The following is a 25,295-nucleotide window of genomic DNA, read 5'->3' as shown; positions in this document are numbered from 1 at the left end:
ATTTACTTGTTGGTTTCTTGACTTTTAAAATAGGCTATAGCTTTTGTTTTTAAATCTGCTTTTGCATCTTGATAAACCTCTTCGGCAATAAGATTTTTAGTTTCTAATGGGTCTGCTTTGTAATCGTAAAACTCTTCGGCTACTATTTCAGCTTCATCAATGTTTCTATTACTTTCGTAAGGTTGCTCATCTTTAATCCAAACGGTATAACGATACCTATCGTTTCTGAATGTATAGCCCATTTTATCACTATCTCTAGGAAACTGACTTACTGCAAAATCCTTCACCTTATTTACTTTCTTTTCCATTAATGGCACCAAACTAACTCCGTCTAAATTCCCTGGAGATTCAACGCCTGCCAACTCTAAAAGAGTCGGATAAACATCTACAAATTCTGTTGGTGAAAAGGACTCTCCTATTTTATCTTTTCCTGCAGAAAAGATTAACGGCGACTTTGTAGATTGCTCATAATTGGTGTGTTTACAATACATATTATGATCGCCTAAATGCCAACCGTGGTCGCCCCAAAGTACAATTACTGTATTTTCTCTTAGGCCTAATCGATCTAATTCGTCTAAAACATTACCGATTTGTTGGTCTATGAAAGATACACAAGCATAATACCCTTGAATCACTCGTTTTTGTTTTTCTACAGGGATAGGCGTATTATAATCGTTTGGAATATCGGCATAACCACCCCTTAACTCCCAACTAGGTTGTGTAGCATAGGCCGGAGCACCTTCTGGGGCTTTCATGTATTCTGGAAATCTAATAGAATCCAAAGGATACATATCCCAATATTTTTTAGGAGCTACAAATGGAAGGTGCGGTTTATAAAATCCAGTTGCCATAAAAAATGGCTTATCACCCTCGGCAAACTTACGCAATTGTCTAACTGTTCTTCTTACTACTTCTCCATCTGCCGTCAAGCTATCAGGTACATTAACGATTTCGTAAGATACCCGTTCCTTATTCTTAATGTATTCCCTTCCAATTTCAGAATGGTGTTTAAAATTATCGTAAGGATATGTCCAAGAAATGGAATCATTGCCTTTGTCCACGGACCTGAAATCAAAAATCTTACCGATTGCCGCAGTTTCATAACCATTTTGCTTGAAATATTGTGGCATGGTTACAATGTCTGGATTTTTATCTCTTATCAAGGTTTTCAAATCCCAAACTTGTGTATAATCTGGACGTTTTCCTGTAAGAAGACTTGCTCTTGAAGGTCCACAAACCGCTTGTTGGCAATGGCTGTTTTGCATAACAAAGCCATTGGCCGCTAGCTTATCTATATTTGGGGTTTTAATATCTTCATGTCCATAAGCTCCCATTAAGGGCTTTAGGTCGTCCACCGCTATAAACAAGATGTTTTTAGGTTTCTCTACAGAAGCTTCTTCTTTTTTTGTTTCATCCTTACAAGAAAATACTGTGATTATAATTAAAACCAATAAGGCATTGAATAATTTATATGTCTTCATTTTTAAAATAATTTACTTTTATTCTCCTAAAGTTATTTCTACTGTATGCTCCTTACCATTGCCGAAAATAGGCGCAATATTACCTTCTATTTCTTTGCCATCTACTAGCATAGATTTATAGCCTTTAGACACGTTATTCGGGTTTTTCACTGTAATATTATAGGTAGCATCTCTAAACTTTCTAACGCCTGTGTAACCATCCCAAGCTTTTGGAATACAAGGGTCGATAATGAGTCCTTTATGGTCAGGGCGCACACCCATGATGTATTTAGTAGCTGCTTGATAGGTCCAAGATGATGTTCCTGATAACCACGAGTTCCTCGCTAATCCAAATTGAGGGTGCTCATCCCCTAATATGTTTTGTGGATAGCAGTATGGATCACATTCAAAAGTATCTATAATATCGTTTTTAGACGCTGGGTTAATTTGATTGTAATACTGGAACGCTCTGTCTCCATTACCCATCATGGTTTCAGCAATCATTACCCAAGGATTTGAGTGTAAAAAGATGCCTCCATTTTCTTTTGCCCCTGGAGGGTATGTAGAAACACCACCAATACTTTCATCATATCCATTATAACCCGGATAACTTAATTTAATTCCGAATTTAGTATTTAGTTTCTCCTCAACAGCATCTAAGGATTTTTTAGCGCGTTCTTCGGTTGCAAAACCTGAAAGAATGGTCCAAGATTGCGCATTGGTATAAATTTGCCCTTCGCTGTTTTGTTTAGATCCGATAGGATTGCCATTGTCCTCAAAATAACGCAAATACCAGTCGCCATCCCAACAGTGTGTATTTACAACCTCTTTCATATGCGCATGGTCTTTTTTGTATTGTTCGGCCAATTCGGTGTTTCCTAAATGATTCATCAAGGCAATCATTTCATTTAATGCTTTTCCATATAAATTCGCATTAAAAATACTTTCTGCATCACCTGGTAAGTTTACGGTATCATTCCAATCGGCAAAACCTAGCATGGGTAAACCGTGCTTTCCACAGTTATTCTTGGTAAACTCCAACGAACGTTTTAAGTGCTCTAAAACTGTAGCTTTTTTACGGTCTTTTAAAGGTACTTTCTTTTCGTAAAACGTGATTTCTTCATCTAGAAAGTCGTAATCTCCTGTTTCTTTTACATATTCCAGTACAGACTGCACAATCCACAAATGATCATCACCATAATAATCTTTTAAGTGTGGTTCCTCACGAGAATCACCCTCGTTGGCTTCCATAGTTAATGGGAAAAATTGGTGCATTGCAGAACCGTCTTCTTTTTTAACTGAAATCAATTTTTTAATAAGCTCTTTTCCTTTTTGCGGCATAGCCGAAAGTACACCTAATACATCTTGAGAACTGTCTCTGAAACCAATACCTCTTGCGCCTAAACCTAATTGGTACAATGACAAGTAACGCGACCAGTTATACGTGGTATGACACTGACGTGGATTATGGATGTTTACCATAGAATTGAACGCTGCATTTGGCGTATGGAATTCTGCATTTGATAAATAATCGTCCCAGAATTTTTCTAATGCTTTAAAGGCCTTATCTACTTCTGCTATACTTTTGTACTTTTCTGCATTTTCCGCAATTGTACCAGGTTCTTCCTGCCCTAATTGGGTAACTATCGTTTTGGTTTCACCATCTTTAACGGTACCTAATTTGTGCAATAATGCAGCGATGTTATCTCCTCTATTTGATTCAAAATTTGATAAACTTTCATTTTGAAGTTCTAATGGGTTTTTCCAAGTACCATATTCGTTATCCCCTAAGAATAACTTTCTATCGGTTTGAAAGGAGTCTACTGGATAATTAGAGGTGAAAAAGTTGTTTTCGAACTCTTTTTTCATGAAGGCGTACTGACGTAATAGCACCGTACCATCTGCATTCTTAGTTGCACGCATAGTCATGGTTTGCGGACACCAGTCTGCATTCGTATATTGTTTTAATGCATCAAAATGCGTAAATTCTACAATAGGAATTACATCTATTTCTAAGTCCTTTCCACTTATGTTTTTTATCTCAATTTTACGGATTACCCTATTTTCACCTGTAGGTACAAAAATGGTTGCTTCTGTTCTTATCCCGTAAAATTCAGATACAATTTTTTGGTATGATAAACCTACATGACATTCATACAAATCGTAATCATCTAAAGTTGGAACATAGAATGGAGAGAACACTTTGTAGTTTCCGTTTTCATCCTTAAAACGTACATACAGTGTTTCACCCTTAAAATCTGAACTAGGTAACTGTGGAATATATTTTACAATTCTGTTAAGGGCTGGGTCGCCTTTACAAATTAAAGAACCACCAGTTTGGTCTACAATACCACCAAACTCTAATGTCCCCACGTAGTTGGTCCATTTTACTGGTGTTTTAGGGTTTGTAATTATATACTCTCTTTTGTTGTCGTCAAAATATCCGTATTTCATTTTTTAATAATTTAATTTTCTAAATTTTATATTCTAAACTTTACCTCGTCGTTCTTCGAGCTGTACTCTTATTTCAGCTGCTTTTTTAGCGGTTATTGGAAATATTCTTAGTAATAATATGGCAATAAGTAGTGCTACAATTGGTATGGCCAAAAAGCCAGCACGCATAAAGCTATAAACACCTTCTGGCTGCGCTTCATCTAAATTGGCATCGAAACCTGTAAGTTCAATTAGAGGGCCAGAAATCATAAATCCAATAACGAAGCTGAATTTTAATACCCATGAGAATATTGAAGCAAAACTGCCTTCGCGACGTTCACCAGTTTTTAATTCATCGTAATCTACTACATCTACTTGCATAGAAGGAATCATAAGCCACAAACCAGCATAACCCGCCCCAATAAAAGCAGTATTCATTAGCATTAACCATGGGTTAGAAGGTGTGAATGTCCACCATGTTGTGGTCACGGCAATGACAACTAAAAGCATAGAAATCATTAACACCTTTGGTTTTCCTATTTTTTCTGAAAGCTTTCTAAATAAAGGAATAAACATAAAGCTAAACGCCATGTATATTACTGTTCCATATCCGGCAAACTTTGCACCTTCATTCCAGTCACCACCTAAAACATAATAAGTACCCACATACCTTCCATAGCTATCAAAAATGGACGTCGCCAATAGGAAGAAAATTGTTAAACCGCATAAAATTAGAAATGGCCTATTTGAAAACGTTTCCTTTAAACTATCTGTTAATTTTACTTGTTTTTGATTTTGAATTAAATCGGATTCATAATAGCGTTCTTTTACAAAAATGGCAGGCAAAACACCTAAAACCAAAATAATAACAGCAATAAAAATACTGATGTAACGCATACCGTTTACAGGACTAGCAACCCCATCAATAAAGAAGATTGGCAACATACTTAACCACCAAACCCAGCCGTTAAAAAAGCCTGCTACGGTTTGAAAATAACTTCTAATCTCAGCAACCCTTGTGCGTTCATTGTAATCTGGGGTCATTTCCATAAGCATACTTTGGTACGGCATTGCCCAAACTGTAAAACAGGTGTAGAATAAAATTCCAAAACCTATTACCCAAAACATGATGCCTTCTTGACTCATATCTGTTGGAAACCACCAAATAAAAGGATAGGTGATACCTGCTAAAATTGCACCTACTAAAATGAATGGTCTTCTTCTTCCCCATTTAGATCGGAAGTTGTCTGAAATCCACCCCATTAAAGGATCCATGACACCATCCCATAAACGTAAAGACATTAAAATAATAGCCACATAGGTTGGTGGCATTTTTAATTCGAAATTGAATACTTGGTAGGCTACACTTACCATGACCCAAACTCCAAGAATATCTACGGGACCACCTGCGGCATACGCAAGTTTTTTAAGAAATGGAACTTTGTCTTCTTCTTTAACTAAAGGCGCTACTTTGGTTTCATCTATCATATTTATTTATTTAAATTACCCTAGAGTAACGTTTACATTATATGTTTTACCTTTTTCTAATACTGGAATTAAATTACCCTCAATGGGCTTCCCATCTATCGTTATTTGTTTAACACCTTTAGATATATGATTGGGATTTTTAACTTCTATATTTAAGGTATAACCTCTAAATTTCCTACTCACTTTAAAACCATCCCATTTTGTTGGAATACAAGGATCTATTAGCATACCTTGTAAAGCCGGCCTAATACCTAGTATGTGTTGTGTAATGGCCGCATAGTTCCATGCAGCTGTACCCGTTAACCAAGAGTTTTTAGCCTCTCCAGGTTTAAATGCATCTTTACCTGCAATCATTTGAGAATAAACGTATGGCTCTGTTTTATGTAACTCCTGGATGTCTTCTAAAAATGCAGGAGCTATTTTTGTATAGTATTCGTATGCTTGGTCCCCTCTACCTAATTCGGTTTCTCCAATCATAATCCAAGGATTATTATGGCAGAAAATACCTGCGTTTTCTTTATACCCAGGAGGATAGGTTGAAATCTCACCCATTTCTATTCTATATGTCGTGTAAGCTGGGTTGTTTAAAACAATTCCGTATTTGGTATCTAAACGCTCTTTTACAGCATCTAAAGCCTTCTCACACATACCTTCATCGTCACCAATCTTTGCCATGGTGCAAAATCCGTTGGATTCGATGAAGATTTTACCTTCTTCGTTTTCATTGCTACCAATTTTATTACCGTAAAAATCGTAAGCTCTCAAGAACCATTCGCCATCCCAACCGTTTTGTTTAATGGCTTCAACCATATTATCCACTTCTTGTTGTGCACGAGCAGCTTCTTCCTCTTTACCAATAACTTTACATAAGTCGATATACTCACGACCATAATACACAAATAAACCAGCAATCATTAAAGATTCTGCCTTCGACCCTTCTGAGTTGTTCTCTGTAGTTTGGAACGACTCGTTAGGATTCATAGAGAAGCAGTTAAGGTTTAGACAATCGTTCCAGTCAGCGCGACCTATTAACGGTAACTTGTTAGGCCCTAGATTATTCACCACATGATTAAATGAAATTGTTAAATGATTGAACATAGTCTGCGCCAAACTCTCATCGTTATCAAAAGGCACCATTTCATCAAGAATTGAAAAATCTCCTGATTCTTTAATATAGCTCGTTACCCCTAGGATTAACCACATTGGGTCGTCGTTAAACCCTCCTCCAACTTCGTTGTTACCTCCTTTTGTAAGCGGTTGGTATTGGTGATAACAGCCACCATCTGGGAACTGTGTAGATGCAATATCGATAACTCTTTGTCTAGCTCTTTCTGGTGCCTGGTGCACAAAACCAATTAAATCTTGATTAGAATCGCGGAAGCCCATGCCTCTGCCAATACCACTTTCAAAATATGATGCTGACCGTGAGAAGTTAAAGGTTATCATACACTGGTATTGGTTCCAGATGTTTACTTGACGGTCTAATCTTTCATCTCCAGAGTCAATTATAAATCGGTCTAAAATATCATCCCAATACGCACGTAATTCTGATAATGCTGCTTCAACTTTTGCAGTAGTATTAAATTTTGCTATAACTTCTTTTGCTTTGGTTTTGTTAATAACACCTTTAGATTCCCATTTATCGTCTTCAGCATTTTCAACATACCCCAAAACAAAGATTAAATCTGTACTTTCACCTGGTTGCAATTCAATTTCTTTGTAATGTGATGCAATTGGAGACCAACCATGTGCCACTGTGTTTTTTGGTTTACCGCTTAAAACTACTTCTGGGTTCGCATGACAATTATAAAGACCAACAAAACTTTCTCTATCGGTATCAAAACCATCAATTTCTGTGTTAACAGAGTAGTATGCAAAATGGTTTCTACGTTCTCTATATTCTGTTTTGTGATAAATTACAGAGCCTTCAACCTCAACTTCTCCAGTACTAAAATTACGTTGAAAGTTTTCCATATCTGTAGCGGCATTCCATAAAGCCCACTCGTTGTATGAAAAGAACTTAAACTTCTTAACTTCATTTGATGTATTGGAAAGTGTGATTTTTTGAATTTCAGCCCAAGTTCCTAGCGGTACAAAAAACAAACATTCTGCTTTTATACCATTTTTTTCACCTGAAATTTTTGTGTAGTTCATACCATGGCGGCACTCGTAATGGTCTAATTCGGTTTTTGAAGGTTTCCATCCTGGATTCCAGACCGAATCCCCATCGTTGATGTAAAAATAACGCCCACCATCATCCATAGGCACATTGTTATAACGGTAACGGTTCAACCTTCTAAATTTAGCATCTTTGTAAAAGGAATACCCTCCAGCTGTATTCGATATTAAAGAGAAAAAATCTTTATCTCCCAAATAGTTAATCCATGGAAATGGTGTGGCTGGGTTTGTGATTACGTATTCTCTGTTATCGTCGTCAAAATGTCCGTATTTCATTCGTTTAAAGTTTAAATCGTATTTATATGTTGTTCATTGAGTCGTCTGGCATGCAACTCGTTTGTTATTATAGAAAGCTTTGTTTGCGTTAAAGGGTAAAACATCATTAAGGCCGCTGCTAGTGCTGTTATAATTGCCGGTATCCAACTCATTAACATTATTATTCCTGGAATCGCTCCTTCAATAGAAACTGCATCTTGACCGTTATAGTGGAACATTCCTAGAACTAAACCTATAATGGCACCAGCAATTCCGCCACCAAATTTGGTTGCGAACGAACCAGCTGAATAAATTAAACCAGTTGCCCTTCTGTTATTTTTATATTCTGAGTAGTCTGCGGCATCACCTAACATTACAAAAAACAAGGTCGGAAAAATAGCGGCTGCAAATTCAGAGATGATGCCTATAGCAAAAATAGCTTCCACATTTCCAGGCTTACAGAACAAAAACAAACTATTTACTGCACCTGAAAACAGTAATGCGTAAATAAATAAGTTTCGCTTACCAAACCTTTTGCTTAATGGTGCTGTAACCATTGCCCCTATAATTGAAGCAACCATTAAACCTACTAAAAATGAAGCCGACAGAAGTTGATTGTTTAAATAATGAGTAAAATAAATTACAACAATACCTTGCTTTATAGCATTATAAATATTGAACAACAAACCAACTAGCAATAGAATTAACCATGGTTGATTAGCAACTAAATCTTTAAAATCTTGTAATAAGTTGTTTTTTTGAGTTTTGGGAGGCTCAACACGTTCCTTAGTAGTGAAAAATGTAATTAACAACAACACAGCAAGAAAAACAGACATAAGGTACATGGCATTACTGTAGCCTGTTTTTTGATTTATTATCGAGATGTCTGAAGCCTTTAAATTTGATTCACCGGTTACTAAGAGATTATAAGTTGTATTGGCTTTCATTGAAAAACTTTTGCTCGTAGTAGGCTCATTTTTTTCAACAACTTCATCTAGCCAGATAAACTCTCCTATTCCATTTTCAGTTTTAATATTTACGTTCTCAACCGACTTATTTGTTGATACTGCTATTTTATAACTATCTGCTCCAACCTTTTGAATGTTAACATCAGGATTAATATTACCAAAATAAGCTACCAAAAACAACAACGCACCTTGTACCAACATACCGCCTGCAAATGCCCCTACCATCCTGTATGAACCTAAACTGGCACGTTCTTTATCATCACCAGTCATAACCGCCATTAACGCCCCATAGGGAATGTTATTCGCCGTATAAATTAGGGTAAACATTATGTAAGTTATGTAAGCGTAAACTATTTTACCAGAATCAGAAAAACCTGGATTAGTAAACAATAAAGATAAAATCACAGCTAAAGGAATAGCGGTCCATAAAATCCAAGGCCGAAATTTACCATATCTAGATTTTGTTCTATCGCCTATTATTCCCATAAGAACATCACTAATACCATCACTAAAACGCGCCACTAAAAACAACACCCCAACGGTAACTGGGTTTAAACCAAAAACATCAGTATAAAAAATAAATAAAAATGTAGCTACACCACGCCATGCAATATTTGCAGCACCATCTCCTAGCGCATAACCAATTTTTTCTCTTAATTTTAGTTTGACCATTTCAAAAAATTACTGGTAGATAATTTACCAACAGTAAAATTAAGTTTATAGTAAAGAGTAATGGTCTATTTAAAATCAGAAGTGGTCTTTATATTGTCAAATAACATACGCATCATATACATTTAGATAATAATCTAACATGAAACGCATAGTTCCTTCGAGATTGAAAAGTTGATTTTGATATATTTAAAAAGCTAAATTCTTTTTAAACTAAAAGGCTAATTGATAATTTTTAAGCTCAAGGATTTTTAGATTTTTTAAGATCATCTATATATCCTGTCGGTGTAGTACCATAAAACTTCTTGAAAGATGTACTAAAATATTTAGGGTTTGAAAACCCAGAACTATAGGCCACCTCTTTAATACTTTTTTTACCTTGGATAATTAAATTTTTTGCAAACTTTAATTTAGCATTGATAATAAAATCTTGAGGTGATAAATCCACTAAATTTTTAAGTTTCATGTAAAGTGAAGTTCTGCTCATTCCAACTTCACTAGCTAAATTATGAACCGAAAACGCACTATCACCCAAGTTTTTAATAATAACTTCTTCTAATTTTTTTATGAATTCCTGGTCATTTTCATTTCTAAAAATGTTTGCATTTTCAATATCAGTTTCGTGAACATACTTTTTTCTTAACTGCTTTTGCCATTTTAACACATTTGCCATTTTAGCCAAGAGCAAATCTACATCCACTGGTTTTTCAATGTACTCTGTAATACCACTTTTTAGGCTTTCTATTTTTTGCATAGAATTTTGGAGCACCGTTAGCATAAATACTGGGATATGATTTAGGTTAATATCGTCCTTTAAAATTTGAGACATTTCCATACCGTCCATCTCTGGCATGATTAAATCTGTTAAAATCAGATCAGGAAATACTTGCGAGGCAACATCTAAGCCTTCTTTTCCATTCTTGGCTTCAAAAGTTTGAAAGTATGTCCCCAAGGTATTAACCAATTCTTCTCTTAACTCATCATTATCTTCTACAATCAAGATTTTGCTATCACTAAATTCATGAATTTCTGATGTATCCTCATTTTCAACTTTGTTTTGTTTTGGTGAAGTATTATTTGCTCTACTATTTTCGTATTCAAACCTAAAACTTTTTAGTATTACCGTAAATACTGTCCCCTTACTTTCTTCACTTTCAAATTTAATACTCCCTTTAGTCTTCTCAACAAGTCGTTTAACCATTATAAGTCCCAAACCTGTTCCTGGACGTTGACTATTTATAACATTTCTTGCCCTGTAATATCTGTTAAGTATATACTTTTGTTGGTCTTTAGGAATACCCAAACCTTCGTCTTTAACTTCAATTTTTAAGCTGTTTAATTTACCTTTTTTTAAAGACACATAAATATTCCCATTATCATTTGAATATTTAATTGCGTTTGAAAGTAAATTGAGAATAATTTTATCTAAAACACCTATATCAAAATAAAATGGCTCTTTTCCCCATTTATTAATAATTTCTAAGTTTAGATTATGTTCTTTTATTAACGGGTTAAAGTCTTTTATTAGCTGTTTTATATGACTATTTAAATCTATAGCCGTTACATCTTGAGACTTAAAATCTTGTGAAGACACTCTATGGAAATTTAACATTTGCTCAAACAATGAGTTAATGCGCTTAACTGTGCTTTTTATTCTTTTTTTAGACTTTACGTTGGTATCTGAACTAACGGTAATATTCTCTAACGATGACAGTAAAATGGCTAGAGGTGTTTTAATTTCATGTGTAATGTTATTAAAGAATTGAATCTGATCATCCGCATTTTTCTTTTTCACAATTACACTCGTTATATAAACTATTGTAACTATGCCCAGAATAATTAAAATTGCATAAATTACGAAGGCTTCAGACGTGGCCCACCATGGTGACGCAATACTAATTTTTAACACTCGTTCTTGTCCATATTCGCCATAACCATTGGATGCTCTTACTCTAAAATTATATTCTCCTGAGTTTAAATTAGTAAATGTTGCAAAATTTGTTGTACTAGGGATTGACCAAGACTCGCTAAATCCCTCTAATTTCCATGTATATTTAATTTTTGATGCCGCATTTTGCAAAACACCAATAAATCTAATCTCTATGGAGTTTTCATTACTTTTTAAATCAATAGTATTAGTTTCATTAATATGCTGGCTCAATGGCAATTCACCAGGTTCTACCTTTTTGTTAAACAGTTTAAACTCTTCAAATTCAATAATTGGCTTATATGATTTTCCCTTAATATTATTTGGGTTAAACATAGTTACACCATCTACTCCGCCAAAAGCAAACAATGTATCGTTGAGGCGTTCAAAACTTCCATAATTATATTCGGTACTTGCCAGTCCATCCTTTTTATCGAAAATATTAATTATGGTATCAGTGCCTGTTGTGATTATTTGAGTTAGGCCTTTTGTAGTACTTGCCCAAAGTGTACTATCATTTTGCGGTAACAACCCCTGAACTATGTCTGAGGGTAGCCCGGTTCTCATCGTTAATTTATGTATTTCATTTTCTTCAGGACTGTAATACACTAATCCCGCACCGCTCGTAGCTAAAACTAACGTACCATCGCTTTTTTCATTAATGCCATTAATGGTTGAAAACGGTAGATTTTCTTTCTCAGGATTTAAATTTTCTAAAAGAATGAACTCTTTTTTATTCTCATTATTTATCTTATAGACCCCCCTTCTACCTACAGCATAAATATGGCCGGTTTTAGATTCAATAATAGAGCGTATTTCACTGATTGGGTATGTTTCATATTTACCATTTGCTTTAATAACGCCTAAATTCCCCCTAATACCTCCAAACCAAATATTATTTTTAGAATCTTTTAATACCGCATAAATCTGGTTTAAGAAATCCTTTGTGTTATACGTTTTGTTTAAATTGGTAATGCTTAACGTATGTATGTTCACCTTAAACAATCCATTATTATAGGTACCAACCCACATGTAGTCATCGTCCGGTTCTAGAGCAAGAATTATGCTTTTCTCCGTTTCGTTACTTTTAGATAAATTCCCAATATGTTGCCATGTGTTTTTTTTAATGTTCCATATGCTTAACCCCTGTCTTGTACCAAACCAAATATTCCCCTTAGCATCCTTTGCAATAGACCTCGTGAAATTTGAAGCTATACTGTTTTTCGTATTTGTTTGATGAACAATTTGGCTAAATGGTAGCTTATTAGAATCATAAAAATTTACGCCACCTCCATAAGTAGCTATCCATAATATCCCATTTTTTCCGATTTCTAAATCGTAAATACCATTACTTGAAATTGATTTATTCCCATCGACCTCCTCATTAAAATGATTGATTACTTCTAAATCTTTATTCAATAGCAATAACCCTTGTCCATCAATTCCTAAATAAATATTTTTAGTCTTAGTTATTACCAAATCCCTAATTGGTCGAATAATATTTACATCCAGTTTTACCAGTTCAGGATATAAAAGTCCAAGATCTATCTTTAATAAATCACCACTTTTAGTGCCTACTAAATACCCATTACTTATTTTTTTTATGGTTAAAACATCTTGCTCGTCAACCGGCAATTCTATCTGTCTTACACTCTCGCTTTTAAAATTATAAACAAACAAACCGGTTGTAGTCCCAAAAACGATTCTATTTTTATCAATATGAAATGCCTGAATAATATAATTATCAAGAATTAATTGTAAATCTTCGGAAGCTGTCGAAGATTTCCATAAACCATTAAATGCTCCAACCCATAAGTTGCCATCGGCATCTTCTCCAATGGCCTCAACCAATGACGGGTTTACCCCTATTTCACTCTTTATTAAGCTAAATTTGTCTTTTTTCTTATCGTATTTACAAACACCGTTCTCAGCACCAATCCAAACATTATTCCTAGAGTCGATAAAAATTTCTTTTATCCAATTACTAATAGTTTCTGGAAGACCTTTATATGAATTATATATACTAAATTCCTTTGAATCGTGTTTTAACACACCTTCTTCAGAAGCCACCCACACATTACCAACACTATCTTGCGCTACATCATATGTTATGCTTTGAGATATGCTATTATCTCCAATAAGTTTTTGAAATTCAACCCTGTTCTGAGCTTCAAAATAAAAGAAACTCAAAAGACATATACTGATTAAGAATGTAATTTTAAAATGCTTCAAAAAAAAATACTAGATTATCCAAGCCCAATATAAATAGAGAAATTAAAGAGACATAATTTTTGATGATATTTTTACGTTTTTGCAGAAATAATATGGCACAGAATATGCCTAAAGGTAATTTAACGGAATACAAGGGAATATTCGAAGTTGTATGGAAAGCGACTTTCTCATATTATAACAATTTTATCTCAAAATAGTACTTAAAGTCTGTAAATTAAACTCGCTTTTATCTTATTGATGTAAAGTTTTAAAAACTGCTAAAATAGTTTCTCTTTTTATATGTACACCTAATTGTAAGTACCTATCGCTAAATATTCACTTAACGCTCGTGTACTTTTACATAGTATTTATTTATTAATACGATAGTTTGTTACTCCAATAGCACCTACCATCGTATCGTCTTCAAACTCCAAATTTTTATGAAAATTTATTGAATGTATTTCGAGCTGTTGCCTATAAAGCCTTTATTTTCTTAGTGAATTTTTGTTCGGAAAGTCGGTGTTAATCACGGATTAATTCTTTCCAGAATTTCGAGTTTAATTTTGATTATACTGCTTTTATATTCTACATTTAAACTTATTGATTTAAATTCCCATAATTCTGTTATGTTGTGTATAATATTTATACACATGATAACTTGACAATAAAAACTCAAATATTTATTAAATTATCAAATCGATTATAAACTAGGAATTAAGAGATGTAAGTTTATTGATAGTTAATAATTACATTTTAAAAGCCAATAAATTCATGTGATAAAACATTTTAAACCTAAAACTACTAGCTATCTTCTTTGGGCATACTTACTCAAGACTAAAAAAGGAATCCACATAATAACCAAGCAGGAAGTGTAACAAAAGATAAAAACACATCAAATTGTAACGATATAAAGTAAAACAATCCAAAACTTATTACCCAAGCCCAAAATACAGATTTATTGAAAGATAAATTAGCTACTTCGGCATAATTTTTAACAATACCTGCCTTTTTATGAAAGAAGTGCTCAAACACAACTATAGCACCAAACGGTGCTAATATAAACCCGTAAAGCGCTACAAAACCGAGTAACTTCATCGCAAACGCAGGAAACAAACCTGCTATTGTTGCTACGATACCTGCTAAAATTACTCCAGAATATGCTTTAGATTTAGACGAAAACAAACTTTGAAAAGCTAAACCTGCTCTATAAATAGTAGGGTTAGCAGTTGTCCAACCAGCTATAATCACACATATAATACCAGTCCATCCTACAACGCTCTAAGCTAAAACTGTAGGACTGGCAGAAATATAGCCCGTTAGTTTAATTTGGTCGCAAGAGCATAACGAGGGACGTATCCATGCTAGAGTATCCTAAAATACCTTAGATAGAATTCCCGATTCCAACTAATACAACAGATAATAGAATAACTATAATACCTGCTGTTATCGTCAATTTTGTTTTTTTGGCAACACCTTTCCATTCTTTACGGTAAATACCCCAAAAATTTGCTGTTAAAATAATGGTAGACATATGCAAAATCCATGAACTTGCACCACTACCTAATTTACTTTCGCCCATACCATAAAAGAAGAACTGAAGAAACCAAATGGTTCCTGCCAATGATGAAAATAGTATGTTGTTTAGGATTGGTGTACTTTTATTTGTAAAATCTTTATACGCTTTATTTTTAATACTTAGTATGGTTGTCCAAACCAAATTGGTTACCAAACCTCCCCATAGAATAACCACAAAGGTTACATTATTAGCAAATAAATGATCATACCCTGCTTCCACAGCGGCATCTGCTAAAGGCTTTCCTGATTCAATACCAAAACTAAAAAAAGAACTTAAAATTCCTGAAAGCACGGCAACGATTAAACCTTTTACAAGATTAAATTCTAAAACACTTGCCTTTTTTTCTTCGTCAGAAAGTTCTTTTTCTTTCAACATACCTGCTCTACCAGAGAGCCCAATACCAATTAAACACACCAAAACACCTAATAGCACTAGTTGTCCGCCAAAGGAACTCAACATTTCTGTAAAGGATACTTTTCCTTCCTGAGGATTAAAATTATAGTATATTGAAGGCACAATAGCTCCAAAAGCTGCACAAAATCCTAAAACAACCGAATTACCTAAAGACATTCCTAAATAGCGCACTCCTAGACCATAAGTTAAGCCGCCTACACCCCAAAGCAACCCCATTAAAAAGGTAAAACCAACAATAGCACTAGAGCCAGCCGCTATAATATCTAAAAATCCAGGAACGGTTAAATAGGCAGCTAAAGGAGGTACAATTAACCAAGACATTAAACCACCAATTATCCAATAGCTTTCCCATGCCCAACCTTTAACTTTGTTAAACGGCATATAAAAACTACCCGAGGCAATTCCTCCTAACGAATGAAATATAACTCCTAATAGTGCTTGCATAATTTAGTATTTAGTTTTTTAACAAATCGTTTGATGTATAAAATTTAGTCGTTTAACGAAAATAAACTTTGAATAGAAGTACTCTATCCTGTACTGTACTGTTTATTAGCTGAACCTAAAATTTTATTAAAAAAATATAACTTATAACTAGATCCATATTATAATCTATTTTCATGATTTTAAACAGGTCAGAACAGGACAGTTTTTAACATAATTTAAGATAATTTTAACTAACCAAAACTTCACCAAACTAAATGACTAATAGTACTGTAAAAGTAGGGTTATTTATACCCTGTTACGTTAATCAACTATATCCACAAGTAGGTATTGCAACACTTGAACTTCTAGAAAAATTAGGTGTTGACGTTTATTATCCTAAAGACCAAACCTGTTGCGGACAGCCTTTGGGTAACTCTGGATACGAACAAGATTCAAAAGGGATATGCAATTTATTTGTTGAGAATTTTAAGACATATGATTACATCGTTGGCCCTTCGGGAAGCTGTATCTATCATGTAAAACATCATTTCGATATTTTAGAACAAACACCTGAAGTAAAAAGAGTTCGAGATAATGCGTTTGAACTCTGTGAGTTCATAGTAAAAGTTCTTGGAATTACAGACTTAGGGGCTTCTTTTCCTTATAAAGTAGGTTTACATAAAAGCTGCCACGGCCTAAGAGGACTCAAACTAGGATCGTGCTCTGAAGTAAAGAGCGAACATTTTTCTACCGAAGAAGATTTGTTGAATAACGTAAAAGGTCTTGAACTCATGACTTTAAACAGAAAAGATGAGTGCTGTGGTTTTGGAGGCACATTTTCTGTTTTTGAAGAAGCCATTTCAGCCAAAATGGGTAAAGATCGCGTACAAGATCATTTAGATAGTAGTGTTGAAGTAGTTACAGGAGCTGACCATTCTTGCTTAATGCATATGGAAGGAATCATTAATAGAAATAAACAACCTTTAAAGGTGATGCATATAGCAGAAATACTAAACAGCAGTTTATAATTATGAGTCACGCAACCAAAGCCACAGAATTCAATAAAGATGAGTCAAAAGTTAACTGGCATGATAAAGCATTATGGTATGTTAGAGAAAAAAGAGATAAGTCTGCACATAATGTTGAGGGTTGGGAATATTTGAGACAATTAGGCTCAGAAATTAAAGCTAATGTGCTTTCAAACTTGGACGAATATTTAGTTCAATTTGAATCTAACGCTCAAAAGAATGGTATTCATGTACACTGGGCATCAAATGCTGAAGAACATAATACTATTATTAATTCCATTCTTGAAAAACACAAAGCCAAAAAAGTAGTTAAAAGTAAATCAATGCTTACGGAAGAATGCCATTTGAACCCATTTTTGGAAGCAAAAGGTATTGAAGTTGTTGATACAGATTTAGGTGAACGCATCGTACAATTGGCAGAAGAACCTCCAAGTCATATTGTGCTTCCAGCGATACATAAAACAAAAGAAGACGTTGACGTCCTGTTTCAAAAGCATTTGGGAACAAAACCTAGTAAAGGCAATCCTGAATATTTAGTTGGTGAAGCCAGAAAGCATTTAAGAGACAAATTCCTAAATGCAGATGTCGCCATAACAGGGGTAAATTTTGCAGTAGCCGATACTGGCGGTGTTGTAGTATGCACAAACGAAGGAAATGCCGATATGGGTGTACATTTAGCAAAAGCACATATAGCCTGCATGGGTATTGAAAAGGTTATCCCAAAAGAAAAACATTTAGGTGTGTTTTTAAGGCTATTAGCTAGAAGCGCTACAGGCCAGCCGATTACTACTTATTCTTCACATTTCAATAAAGCAGAAGATGGCAAAGAAATGCATATTGTTATTGTTGATAATGGCAGGACAGAACAATTAAGTAGAGAGGATTTTAGAGCATCTTTGCACTGTATTCGATGTGGTGCCTGCATGAACACTTGTCCTATTTATAGAAGAAGTGGTGGACATAGCTATGATTATACCATTCCTGGACCTATAGGTTCTATCCTCTCCCCTGGAAAGGATTTGAAAAAATACAGCTCATTGCCATTTGCATCTACGTTATGCGGCTCTTGCTCAAATGTATGCCCTGTGAAAATCAACATACACGAACAGCTATATAAATGGCGACAAATTATAGTTAAAGAAGAAAAGCAACCCATTGTAAAAACATCTATTTTGAAAACTGCTGGTTTAGTTTTATCAAAACCTAAGCTATATAAAATGGCAGGGAAATCCGCTAGATTCGCACTAAAATATGCACCAAGATTTATGATTTACAACAAGTTAAATGCTTGGGGAAAAGCACGGGATTTACCGGAAATTAAAAATGAAAATTTTGATGATTGGTATAAAAAAAGAAACAAAAATGGGTAGAGAAGCGATACTAAAATCAGTAAAAGAGAATAAACCTGAATTACTACCATTGCCAGAAATTGATACATCTGCTTTTCAGGAAGACATTGATTTAGTAAAAACTTTTAAGAACAATTTAGTTTTAGTTGGTGGACAGATTTTTGAAATTAGCACTGACGGGATCGATTCTAAAATCATGGAACATTATCCAGATAAATCAAGTATTGTCTCAACTACAACTAAATCTAACTTAGGTAACGTTATAATTAATAAGGATACCAATCCGCACACACTAGAACATATTGATTTAGCCATTATTGAAGGAAAACTTGGTGTCTCTGAAAATGGAGCCATTTGGATAACGGCAAGCAATAGCTTGGTGCGTGCACTTCCTTTTATTACTAATGATTTAGTTATTATTCTAGAGAAGCGTAATATTTGCCTACACATGCTAGAGGCATACGATAGTATCTCTAAAAGAGATAGAGATTTTGGTGTTTTTATATCAGGCCCTTCTAAAACAGCAGATATTGAACAGTGCCTTGTAGTAGGTGCTCATGGTGCTATGAGTTTGACTGTTATATTGTTATAAAATTTTTCAATAGAAACTGAATAGTATAAATATTTCCAAATGAAATTGTCAGTAATATTAAAAAAATTAATTAAAACTTCTAAATAATGAAAAATCTAGCTCTAAGCATATTTACCCTTCTTTTGCTAACCAGTTTTCAGCAAACACCAGATATAGAAAAGACACTTAAGGATATTAATAACTCTTTCAAAAACATGGAAGTAAGCCTTTTACACTGGCCTGAAGACTTACAACCGAAATTAGGAAACTTAAAAAAGACCGCTTTTATCGCTTTCCCAAAAAAGGAAACTGAAGGCAAACTACCGCTTCTTATAGCATTACATGGCGGTGGCGGAAAATCATGGAGCATTGAAGAGCAACTAAAACGTTCTTCAAAAGTAAAAGGACTTTCTCTGGCTGAATTAGCTGGTAAAGATTTAATCCTTTTAGAACCTAACTCTTTTGAGAAATGGGATACTAAAACACTCAACGTCATGTTAGATTATATACTTGAGACCTATAAAAATCAAATAGACCAAAGCCGTATTTATTTGATAGGTCACAGTATGGGAGGCAAAGGCACTTGGGAATGGATACAGCAATCTCCAGAACGATTTGCAGCTGCTGGACTTGGTGGCTTTAGTGGTGTTTCCGAAAATGACAATTTTGATAAACTTGATAATTTTCCTGTTTTTGGAATGGTGGGTGCAGAAGATGGTAAAAACGTAGCTTCTGCAAAAAAAATGACTGACCTTTTAAAAGCCACTGGTAATAAAAATGTAAAGTATATTGCATTTCCTGGTGCCAACCACCCACAAGGAAATAAAATGCTATTTAGCCACGTTGAATGTGTTGATTGGATGCTTAACTTTTCGAATAAATAAGAAGCACTAATATTATTATCAAAAACAAAAAAGCTCAGCTATTTAAAATAGCTGAGCTTTTTTTATGAATTAAAATAACTTATTAATAGTATTTAGCGTAAACTACTTTTGTATGTAAATATTCTTCCATACCATATTTACCATCAGCTCCTCCTACACCAGACTTTTTCCATCCTGCATGAAACCCTTGAATCGCTTCAAAATGCTCTCTATTAACATAGGTTTCACCGAAATGCAAACCATTAGTAGCCTTCATAATGTTATTAAAGTTTTCTGAAAATATCGATGAGGTTAAACCAAACTCTGTATCATTAGACATCGCAATAGCTTCATCCAAAGTATTAAACTTCATTACCGGCAATACAGGACCAAAAACTTCTTCTTGGATAATTTGACTATCCTGACTACATCCTGTTATTACTGTTGGTTCATAAAAGTATCCTCTATCAAATTTATCTGGTCTACCGCCTCCAACAAGCACTTCTGCTCCTTCTTTTTTAGCAAACTCTACCATTTCTGTAATTTTGTCCAACTGATCTTTAGACACCAAACTACTCATATCAGCATTAGTTCCTGTGATAGCGTCTTCAATCGTAACTTCGCTCATTTTCTTAGTTAGCTTATCTACAAATTCGTCGTAAATGCTATCTTCAACATATACACGTTCTGCACAGTTACATACCTGCCCACTAAAAATAACTTTTGAAGATACAATAGAGTTAAGTGCTAGTTCCATATTAGCATCTGCACAAACTATTGCAGGCGCCTTTCCTCCTAATTCTAGAGATACTTTTGTAATATTCTCTGCAGCTGCACTAATTACCTTTTGCCCTGCACCAACGCTACCAGTTAAACTAATAATACCTGTAATTGGACTTTTTGAAAGTGCATTTCCAACTGTTCTCCCAGCGCCACAAACAAAATTTAAAACACCTGCTGGTAATTTTATTTTTTGAATAAGGTCTGCAAACTCCATAATGGTATTTGGTGCTTCAGAACTTGGTTTTATAACACATGTATTCCCAGTAATTAAAGATGCTGCTACTTTACGTGCCATTACAAAAAACGGGAAATTCCATGGGCAAATACCAACAGCTACACCAATTGGCACTTTATGCAAATAGATATGCTCTTTTTCTCTATCACTCTGAATAATCTCTCCTTCTATACGTCTTGCCCAACCTGCATTGTAATCAAAATAATCAGCTGTTACATCAATTTCAACTTGTGCTAAACCAATAACCTTTGCCTGTTCTCTAGACAATGTTTCTGCCAAAAACACTCTGTTTTCTCTAATAACATCTGCCATTTTATGCAAATATGCAGCTCTTTGAATTGCTGGTAAAGCTTCCCAAGCTGGTTGGGCAGTTTGTGCCGCTTCCAAAGCATTGTTTGCATCTTCTACGGTACCGGTAGAAATGGTACTAATCACTTCTTCCGTACAAGGATTTAAAATTTCTATGACAGAGGTCGCTTTTGAGTCTACAAATTGGCCATTTATAAATTGTTTATAATGCTTCATGATGTGTTAAAGTTTAGTTAGTATTTAGAATGTTGTCTAGATTTTAAATCTATTTTATTAAATGATCTGGAAAATCTGTTGTTTTCTCACAACACAACTGTTCCATAACCTGTTGTAATTCCGTTTTCAATAAAGAAATTGTATGGTCACCACCTTTATTTCCAAGCGCCGATACACCATACATAAAAGAGCGTCCCATAAAGGTAAATTTTGCTCCACTTGCCATAGCTCTCGCCACATCAGGCCCAGAACGAATACCGCTATCCATCATAACCTCTATTTGGTCGCCATACTTTGCAGCAATTGTTGTTAGTGGTTTTATTGTAGACTCTCCTGCATCTAGCTGTCTTCCTCCATGGTTAGAAACTATAATACCGTCTAAACCTAAGCGTATTGCTTGTTCTGCATCATACTCAGAAGCCACACCTTTCAAAACCAACTTACCTTTCCACATATCTCTAATTGGCTTAATTTTATCTTCATTTAGCCTACCAGAAAAGGTTTGATCCATAAACTTACCTAGTTGTTTCAAATCTAGATTCTTAGGCATGTATGGTAATAAATTTGCAAAGTTAGGAATACCGTGCTTTAGGGTTTGTAAGCTCCAATGTGGTCTACCAAAGGCTTGTAAAATATTCGTCAGGTTCATTTTTGGTGGCATGGCTAAACCGTTTCTAATATCTCTTGGTCTGAAACCAAAGCTTGGGACATCACATAAAATAACTAAAACTGGACATTCTGCCGTTTCTGCTCTTTTTATAATATCATCTCTAAGGCTATCCTCCGTTGGGTGATATAATTGAAACCATGCCTTACCTTCGGTTAATTCAGCTGCACGTTCTATACTCGTGGTTGTTACCGTACTAAGGATGAACGGAATGTTATGCTCAAAAGCTGCTTTTGCTAAAATTTCAGGCGAATTAGGCCACATTAACCCTTGCAAACCAACTGGAGCAATTCCGAAAGGGGCATCATATTCAATTCCGAATAATTGGGTTTTTAAAGATGACCCATGGTGCTTTCTTAAATAATTGGGTTTGAGCTGAACCTCTCTAAGTTCTGCCGTGTTCCGTATTAGATTTACATCTTCGTTACATCCACCGTCCAAATATTCAAATGCGAATTTTGGTATTTTTTTTTGAGCTCTCGTTCTTAAATCATCAATTGAAGGGTAACGTGTATCAAATTTCATAGCAATAAAAATGTTTTACGTTAAGAATTTTTCTCTTAAATCTTCTACCTGATCATCATTAATAGGCACCATTTCACCTAATGAGCTACCTAACACGATAGATTTAGCACTAAATTCTGCTACTTCTAAGTAATCAAAAGTTTGAAGCAGTTTATCTCCTGTTACGATTACAGAATCATTTTCAATAATTAATGCTGTTGGACAATTATCTACAATTTCTGAATTGTTATTTTTTCTAAAATGATTACCATATTCAACAAAGTTTATATCCTGTAAAAATATCCAGCTTTCAGGAATAGTTCTTACATTAAGATATTCTCCAGTAACGCCAAAAGCCATTAAATATGGAGATTGTGTCATGATAATTGAGTTTACTTTTGGATTACGGTTGTAAATTTCCTGATGTATCCAAGTAGCTCTACTTGGAATTTTTCCAGCTTCTCTATGACCATCTTTAATTTGCACAATATCATCTAAATCTAAATCCCATCTATTAACATTAGTTGGTGTGATTAAAAAATCGTTGCCTTTCCAACGCATAGATACTGTTCCATATGAACCCACCATCAGACCTTGTTGGCAAGAACGTTGTACTATTTTACAGATTTCTAGACGCTTTTCAACTTCATCTGAAGAATAGTTAGTAGTTTCCATTTCTGGTAGAATACCTATGGCTTGAGACTCAAATTCGTTAATTTGATCATCTGTCAGATATTTCGGGTTACCTATTTGCGCTCCATAAATAATAGTTCTTGCACAAAATTCTAAAGCTTCAAAACGCTCATAGGCATCCGTTAAATCGCTACCTCCTAAAACGGTACCGTGATTCTCCATAATAACTGCTTTGTAGCCTTTTTTGAACTCATCGGCAATAACATCACCCAAATCTTCGCTACCAGGCAATCTATATTTGGCATAGCCTATAGGTCCACAAATATGTTTGGCTTGAGAAATAATATTTGTATTTGGTATTTGACGAACGATACTGAATGACACCAATGCTGGTGGGTGCGCATGAATAACAGACTTAATATCTGGTCTTGCTTCGTATATGGCCTTGTGAAACGGAAACTCGGATGAAGGTTTATGTTTACCTATTACTGTACCGTCCTTTTTTACACATATGATATCCGATGCTCTTAAAGACCCTTTATCTATTGCTGATGGTGTTACCCAAATATCGCCTTGCTCGTCTATTATAGAAATATTGCCGCCAGAAGTTGTGGTCATACCTCGTTTATAAACTCTACTGATAATCTCTGTAATCTGATCTCTTGGATGAATTAATTTAATGTTTTTAGACATTTTTTTTGATTTGGAAATACGTTTATAATTAGTTTTACCTTATTGTAATGATATGCATTTGCATTAACCATTTACTATAAAAGGCACATGCTTTTTAAGAGCATAATTTTGTTTTAAAAATTTAGAATTCAGTTTTTTATCTGAAATTGAAATAGCCGCACCTAAAGCTGAACCAAGAGATGCATCCGTTGTGCTTAACTTTTTGTTGTTGAAATTATGAGACAGCAGCTTAATGTAAATATCATTGTTACTAAAACCACCATCTACATATATGCGGGCAATGCTATCGTTACCTAGTGCATGTTTTATACACTTTATTTGTAACAGCACAAGCTCTGTCATTAATTGATGGTAGGCGTGTTCGTACTTATCAAAAGAGAAAGCAGTTGTTTTGGGCATATTTTCATCAGTGATGCTTTCCCATTTAAAACAATGTTTAAAATCCTTCATGATTTCTAGATAAGTATCATAATTAAAACTTACCGTGCGATGGTACTCATCATTTACACCAAAGTGCTTATTTAATTTTTCTACCTGTAATTTGTATTCATTTCCTAAAAACACGCGGGTGGCTTTTACTGGCCTACCATTAATACGCATATAATTAAGCGTATCGCTATTGTATGCCTCATCTAACGTTTGGTCTCCTGCAAATGGGTTAAATACTATACTCCAAGTACCTGTAGATACTAAAACAAACTTTTTCTTTATACTTCTTACATACGGTAATAAAGCTGCAGAACTATCATGAATACCAACACCAATTTTTATACGATTACCATTGTAATTCATATTAATACTCGTTTCAGTCGAAACTATTGGTGGTAATATCTTATTTAATCCTTCTTTGTAAACCCAGTCATGATAATCCTTCTTACCAAAATCCCAGAGGGCTGTATGACAACCAATACTGGTATACTCACTTAAAGGAATTCCTGTAAAAACGTAACTTAGATATTGTGGTAAGTGCAACGAGTACTTAATTTTAGAAAATATTTCTGGTTGCGTATTTTTTAACCAATATAATTGAAGTCCTGAGTTAAGCATACTTAAATCTACACACCCCGTAGTTTTTAGAAACTCTTCCTTTGGGCCATACTTCTCAAAAAATGAATCTACTATACTCTTAGGTAATGGTTTTGTGTAATTATAAAGTGGCGTTAAAGGTTTGCCGTTAACGTCTATATGTACAAAACTAGCACCATATGTTGAGAAATTTATAGCTTCAACAGTGAATTTCTTTTTTTCTAATATGCGATCAAAAACTTTCTTTAACCATTTTTTTAGGGCAGGAAGATTTTCTGTTGGATGCCCATCTTCATCTTCTATTTCTTCGAATGAAATATATTCCTTGTGTACTTCTTTAAAGTCTTTGTCAAATAGAAAGAATTTTTTATTCGTCTTTCCAATGTCAAAAACAGCGGTTACTTTTTGTTTCATTA

General features: G+C 34.5%; 16 protein-coding genes. 4 read left to right on the top strand and 12 right to left on the bottom strand.

Going from position 1 to position 25,295, the window contains the following annotated elements:
* Positions 1-2: 2 nt before the first annotated feature.
* The 8 genes from BMY39_RS11455 to rhaT form a co-directional block, all read right to left on the bottom strand.
* Positions 3-1,481 carry a sulfatase gene (locus BMY39_RS11455; protein ID WP_092579749.1) on the bottom strand — a complete coding sequence of 493 codons (1,479 nt, stop codon included), beginning with the start codon at positions 1,479-1,481 and terminating at the stop codon, positions 3-5.
* An 18-nt stretch (positions 1,482-1,499) separates the two neighbouring features.
* Complete coding sequence (locus BMY39_RS11450) at positions 1,500-3,914, bottom strand: glycoside hydrolase family 94 protein (RefSeq protein ID WP_092579747.1); 2,415 nt, start codon at positions 3,912-3,914, stop codon at positions 1,500-1,502.
* 33 nt (positions 3,915-3,947) lie between these two features.
* Entirely contained in the window at positions 3,948-5,381 is a 1,434-nt protein-coding gene (locus BMY39_RS11445) for an MFS transporter (protein ID WP_092579745.1), read from the bottom strand.
* A gap of 15 nt (positions 5,382-5,396) precedes the next feature.
* A complete protein-coding gene (locus BMY39_RS11440; protein WP_092579743.1) occupies positions 5,397-7,835 on the bottom strand; it encodes a glycoside hydrolase family 94 protein in 2,439 nt (812 codons plus the stop codon).
* An 11-nt stretch (positions 7,836-7,846) separates the two neighbouring features.
* Entirely contained in the window at positions 7,847-9,454 is a 1,608-nt protein-coding gene (locus BMY39_RS11435; protein ID WP_092579741.1) for an MFS transporter, read from the bottom strand.
* 238 nt (positions 9,455-9,692) lie between these two features.
* On the bottom strand, positions 9,693-13,568 hold the full coding sequence (locus BMY39_RS11430; protein ID WP_092579739.1) for a two-component regulator propeller domain-containing protein: 3,876 nt from the start codon (positions 13,566-13,568) through the stop codon (positions 9,693-9,695).
* 855 nt (positions 13,569-14,423) lie between these two features.
* Positions 14,424-14,837, bottom strand: a complete 414-nt coding sequence (locus tag BMY39_RS11425) for a purine-cytosine permease family protein (protein ID WP_218141009.1) — start codon at positions 14,835-14,837, stop codon at positions 14,424-14,426.
* Positions 14,838-14,970: 133 nt separating this feature from the next.
* Positions 14,971-16,023 carry an L-rhamnose/proton symporter RhaT gene (gene rhaT / locus BMY39_RS11420; protein ID WP_092579737.1) on the bottom strand — a complete coding sequence of 351 codons (1,053 nt, stop codon included), beginning with the start codon at positions 16,021-16,023 and terminating at the stop codon, positions 14,971-14,973.
* A 254-nt stretch (positions 16,024-16,277) separates the two neighbouring features.
* Between rhaT and BMY39_RS11415 the strand changes: the two genes are divergently transcribed.
* The 4 genes from BMY39_RS11415 (at position 16,278) to BMY39_RS11400 (ending at position 19,834) form a co-directional block, all read left to right on the top strand.
* Positions 16,278-17,030 carry a (Fe-S)-binding protein gene (locus tag BMY39_RS11415; protein WP_092579735.1) on the top strand — a complete coding sequence of 251 codons (753 nt, stop codon included), beginning with the start codon at positions 16,278-16,280 and terminating at the stop codon, positions 17,028-17,030.
* A 2-nt stretch (positions 17,031-17,032) separates the two neighbouring features.
* On the top strand, positions 17,033-18,400 hold the full coding sequence (locus tag BMY39_RS11410; protein ID WP_092579733.1) for a lactate utilization protein B: 1,368 nt from the start codon (positions 17,033-17,035) through the stop codon (positions 18,398-18,400).
* Positions 18,393-18,971, top strand: a complete 579-nt coding sequence (locus BMY39_RS11405; RefSeq protein WP_177176596.1) for a LutC/YkgG family protein — start codon at positions 18,393-18,395, stop codon at positions 18,969-18,971. The genes BMY39_RS11410 and BMY39_RS11405 overlap by 8 nt, the downstream gene beginning before the upstream one ends.
* Before the next feature lie 86 nt (positions 18,972-19,057).
* A complete protein-coding gene (locus tag BMY39_RS11400; protein WP_092579729.1) occupies positions 19,058-19,834 on the top strand; it encodes a carboxylesterase family protein in 777 nt (258 codons plus the stop codon).
* A gap of 82 nt (positions 19,835-19,916) precedes the next feature.
* Here the strand turns inward: BMY39_RS11400 and aldA are convergent, their stop codons facing one another.
* The 4 genes from aldA to BMY39_RS11380 form a co-directional block, all read right to left on the bottom strand.
* Entirely contained in the window at positions 19,917-21,356 is a 1,440-nt protein-coding gene (aldA, locus tag BMY39_RS11395; protein ID WP_092579727.1) for an aldehyde dehydrogenase, read from the bottom strand.
* A gap of 49 nt (positions 21,357-21,405) precedes the next feature.
* On the bottom strand, positions 21,406-22,548 hold the full coding sequence (locus BMY39_RS11390) for an alpha-hydroxy acid oxidase (RefSeq protein ID WP_394333964.1): 1,143 nt from the start codon (positions 22,546-22,548) through the stop codon (positions 21,406-21,408).
* A gap of 15 nt (positions 22,549-22,563) precedes the next feature.
* On the bottom strand, positions 22,564-23,853 hold the full coding sequence (locus tag BMY39_RS11385; RefSeq protein WP_092579723.1) for a class II aldolase/adducin family protein: 1,290 nt from the start codon (positions 23,851-23,853) through the stop codon (positions 22,564-22,566).
* 63 nt (positions 23,854-23,916) lie between these two features.
* The gene (locus BMY39_RS11380; protein WP_092579721.1) at positions 23,917-25,293 is read right to left on the bottom strand and encodes an FGGY-family carbohydrate kinase; all 1,377 of its coding nucleotides are present in this window, start codon (positions 25,291-25,293) and stop codon (positions 23,917-23,919) included.
* Positions 25,294-25,295: the final 2 nt, after the last annotated feature.

The sequence above is a fragment of the Hyunsoonleella jejuensis genome (genome assembly GCF_900111025.1).
Taxonomy (GTDB): Bacteria; Bacteroidota; Bacteroidia; order Flavobacteriales; family Flavobacteriaceae; genus Jejuia; species Jejuia jejuensis.
Note: the sequence above shows the minus strand (reverse complement) of the source record. Positions and strands in the feature narration are given on the sequence as shown.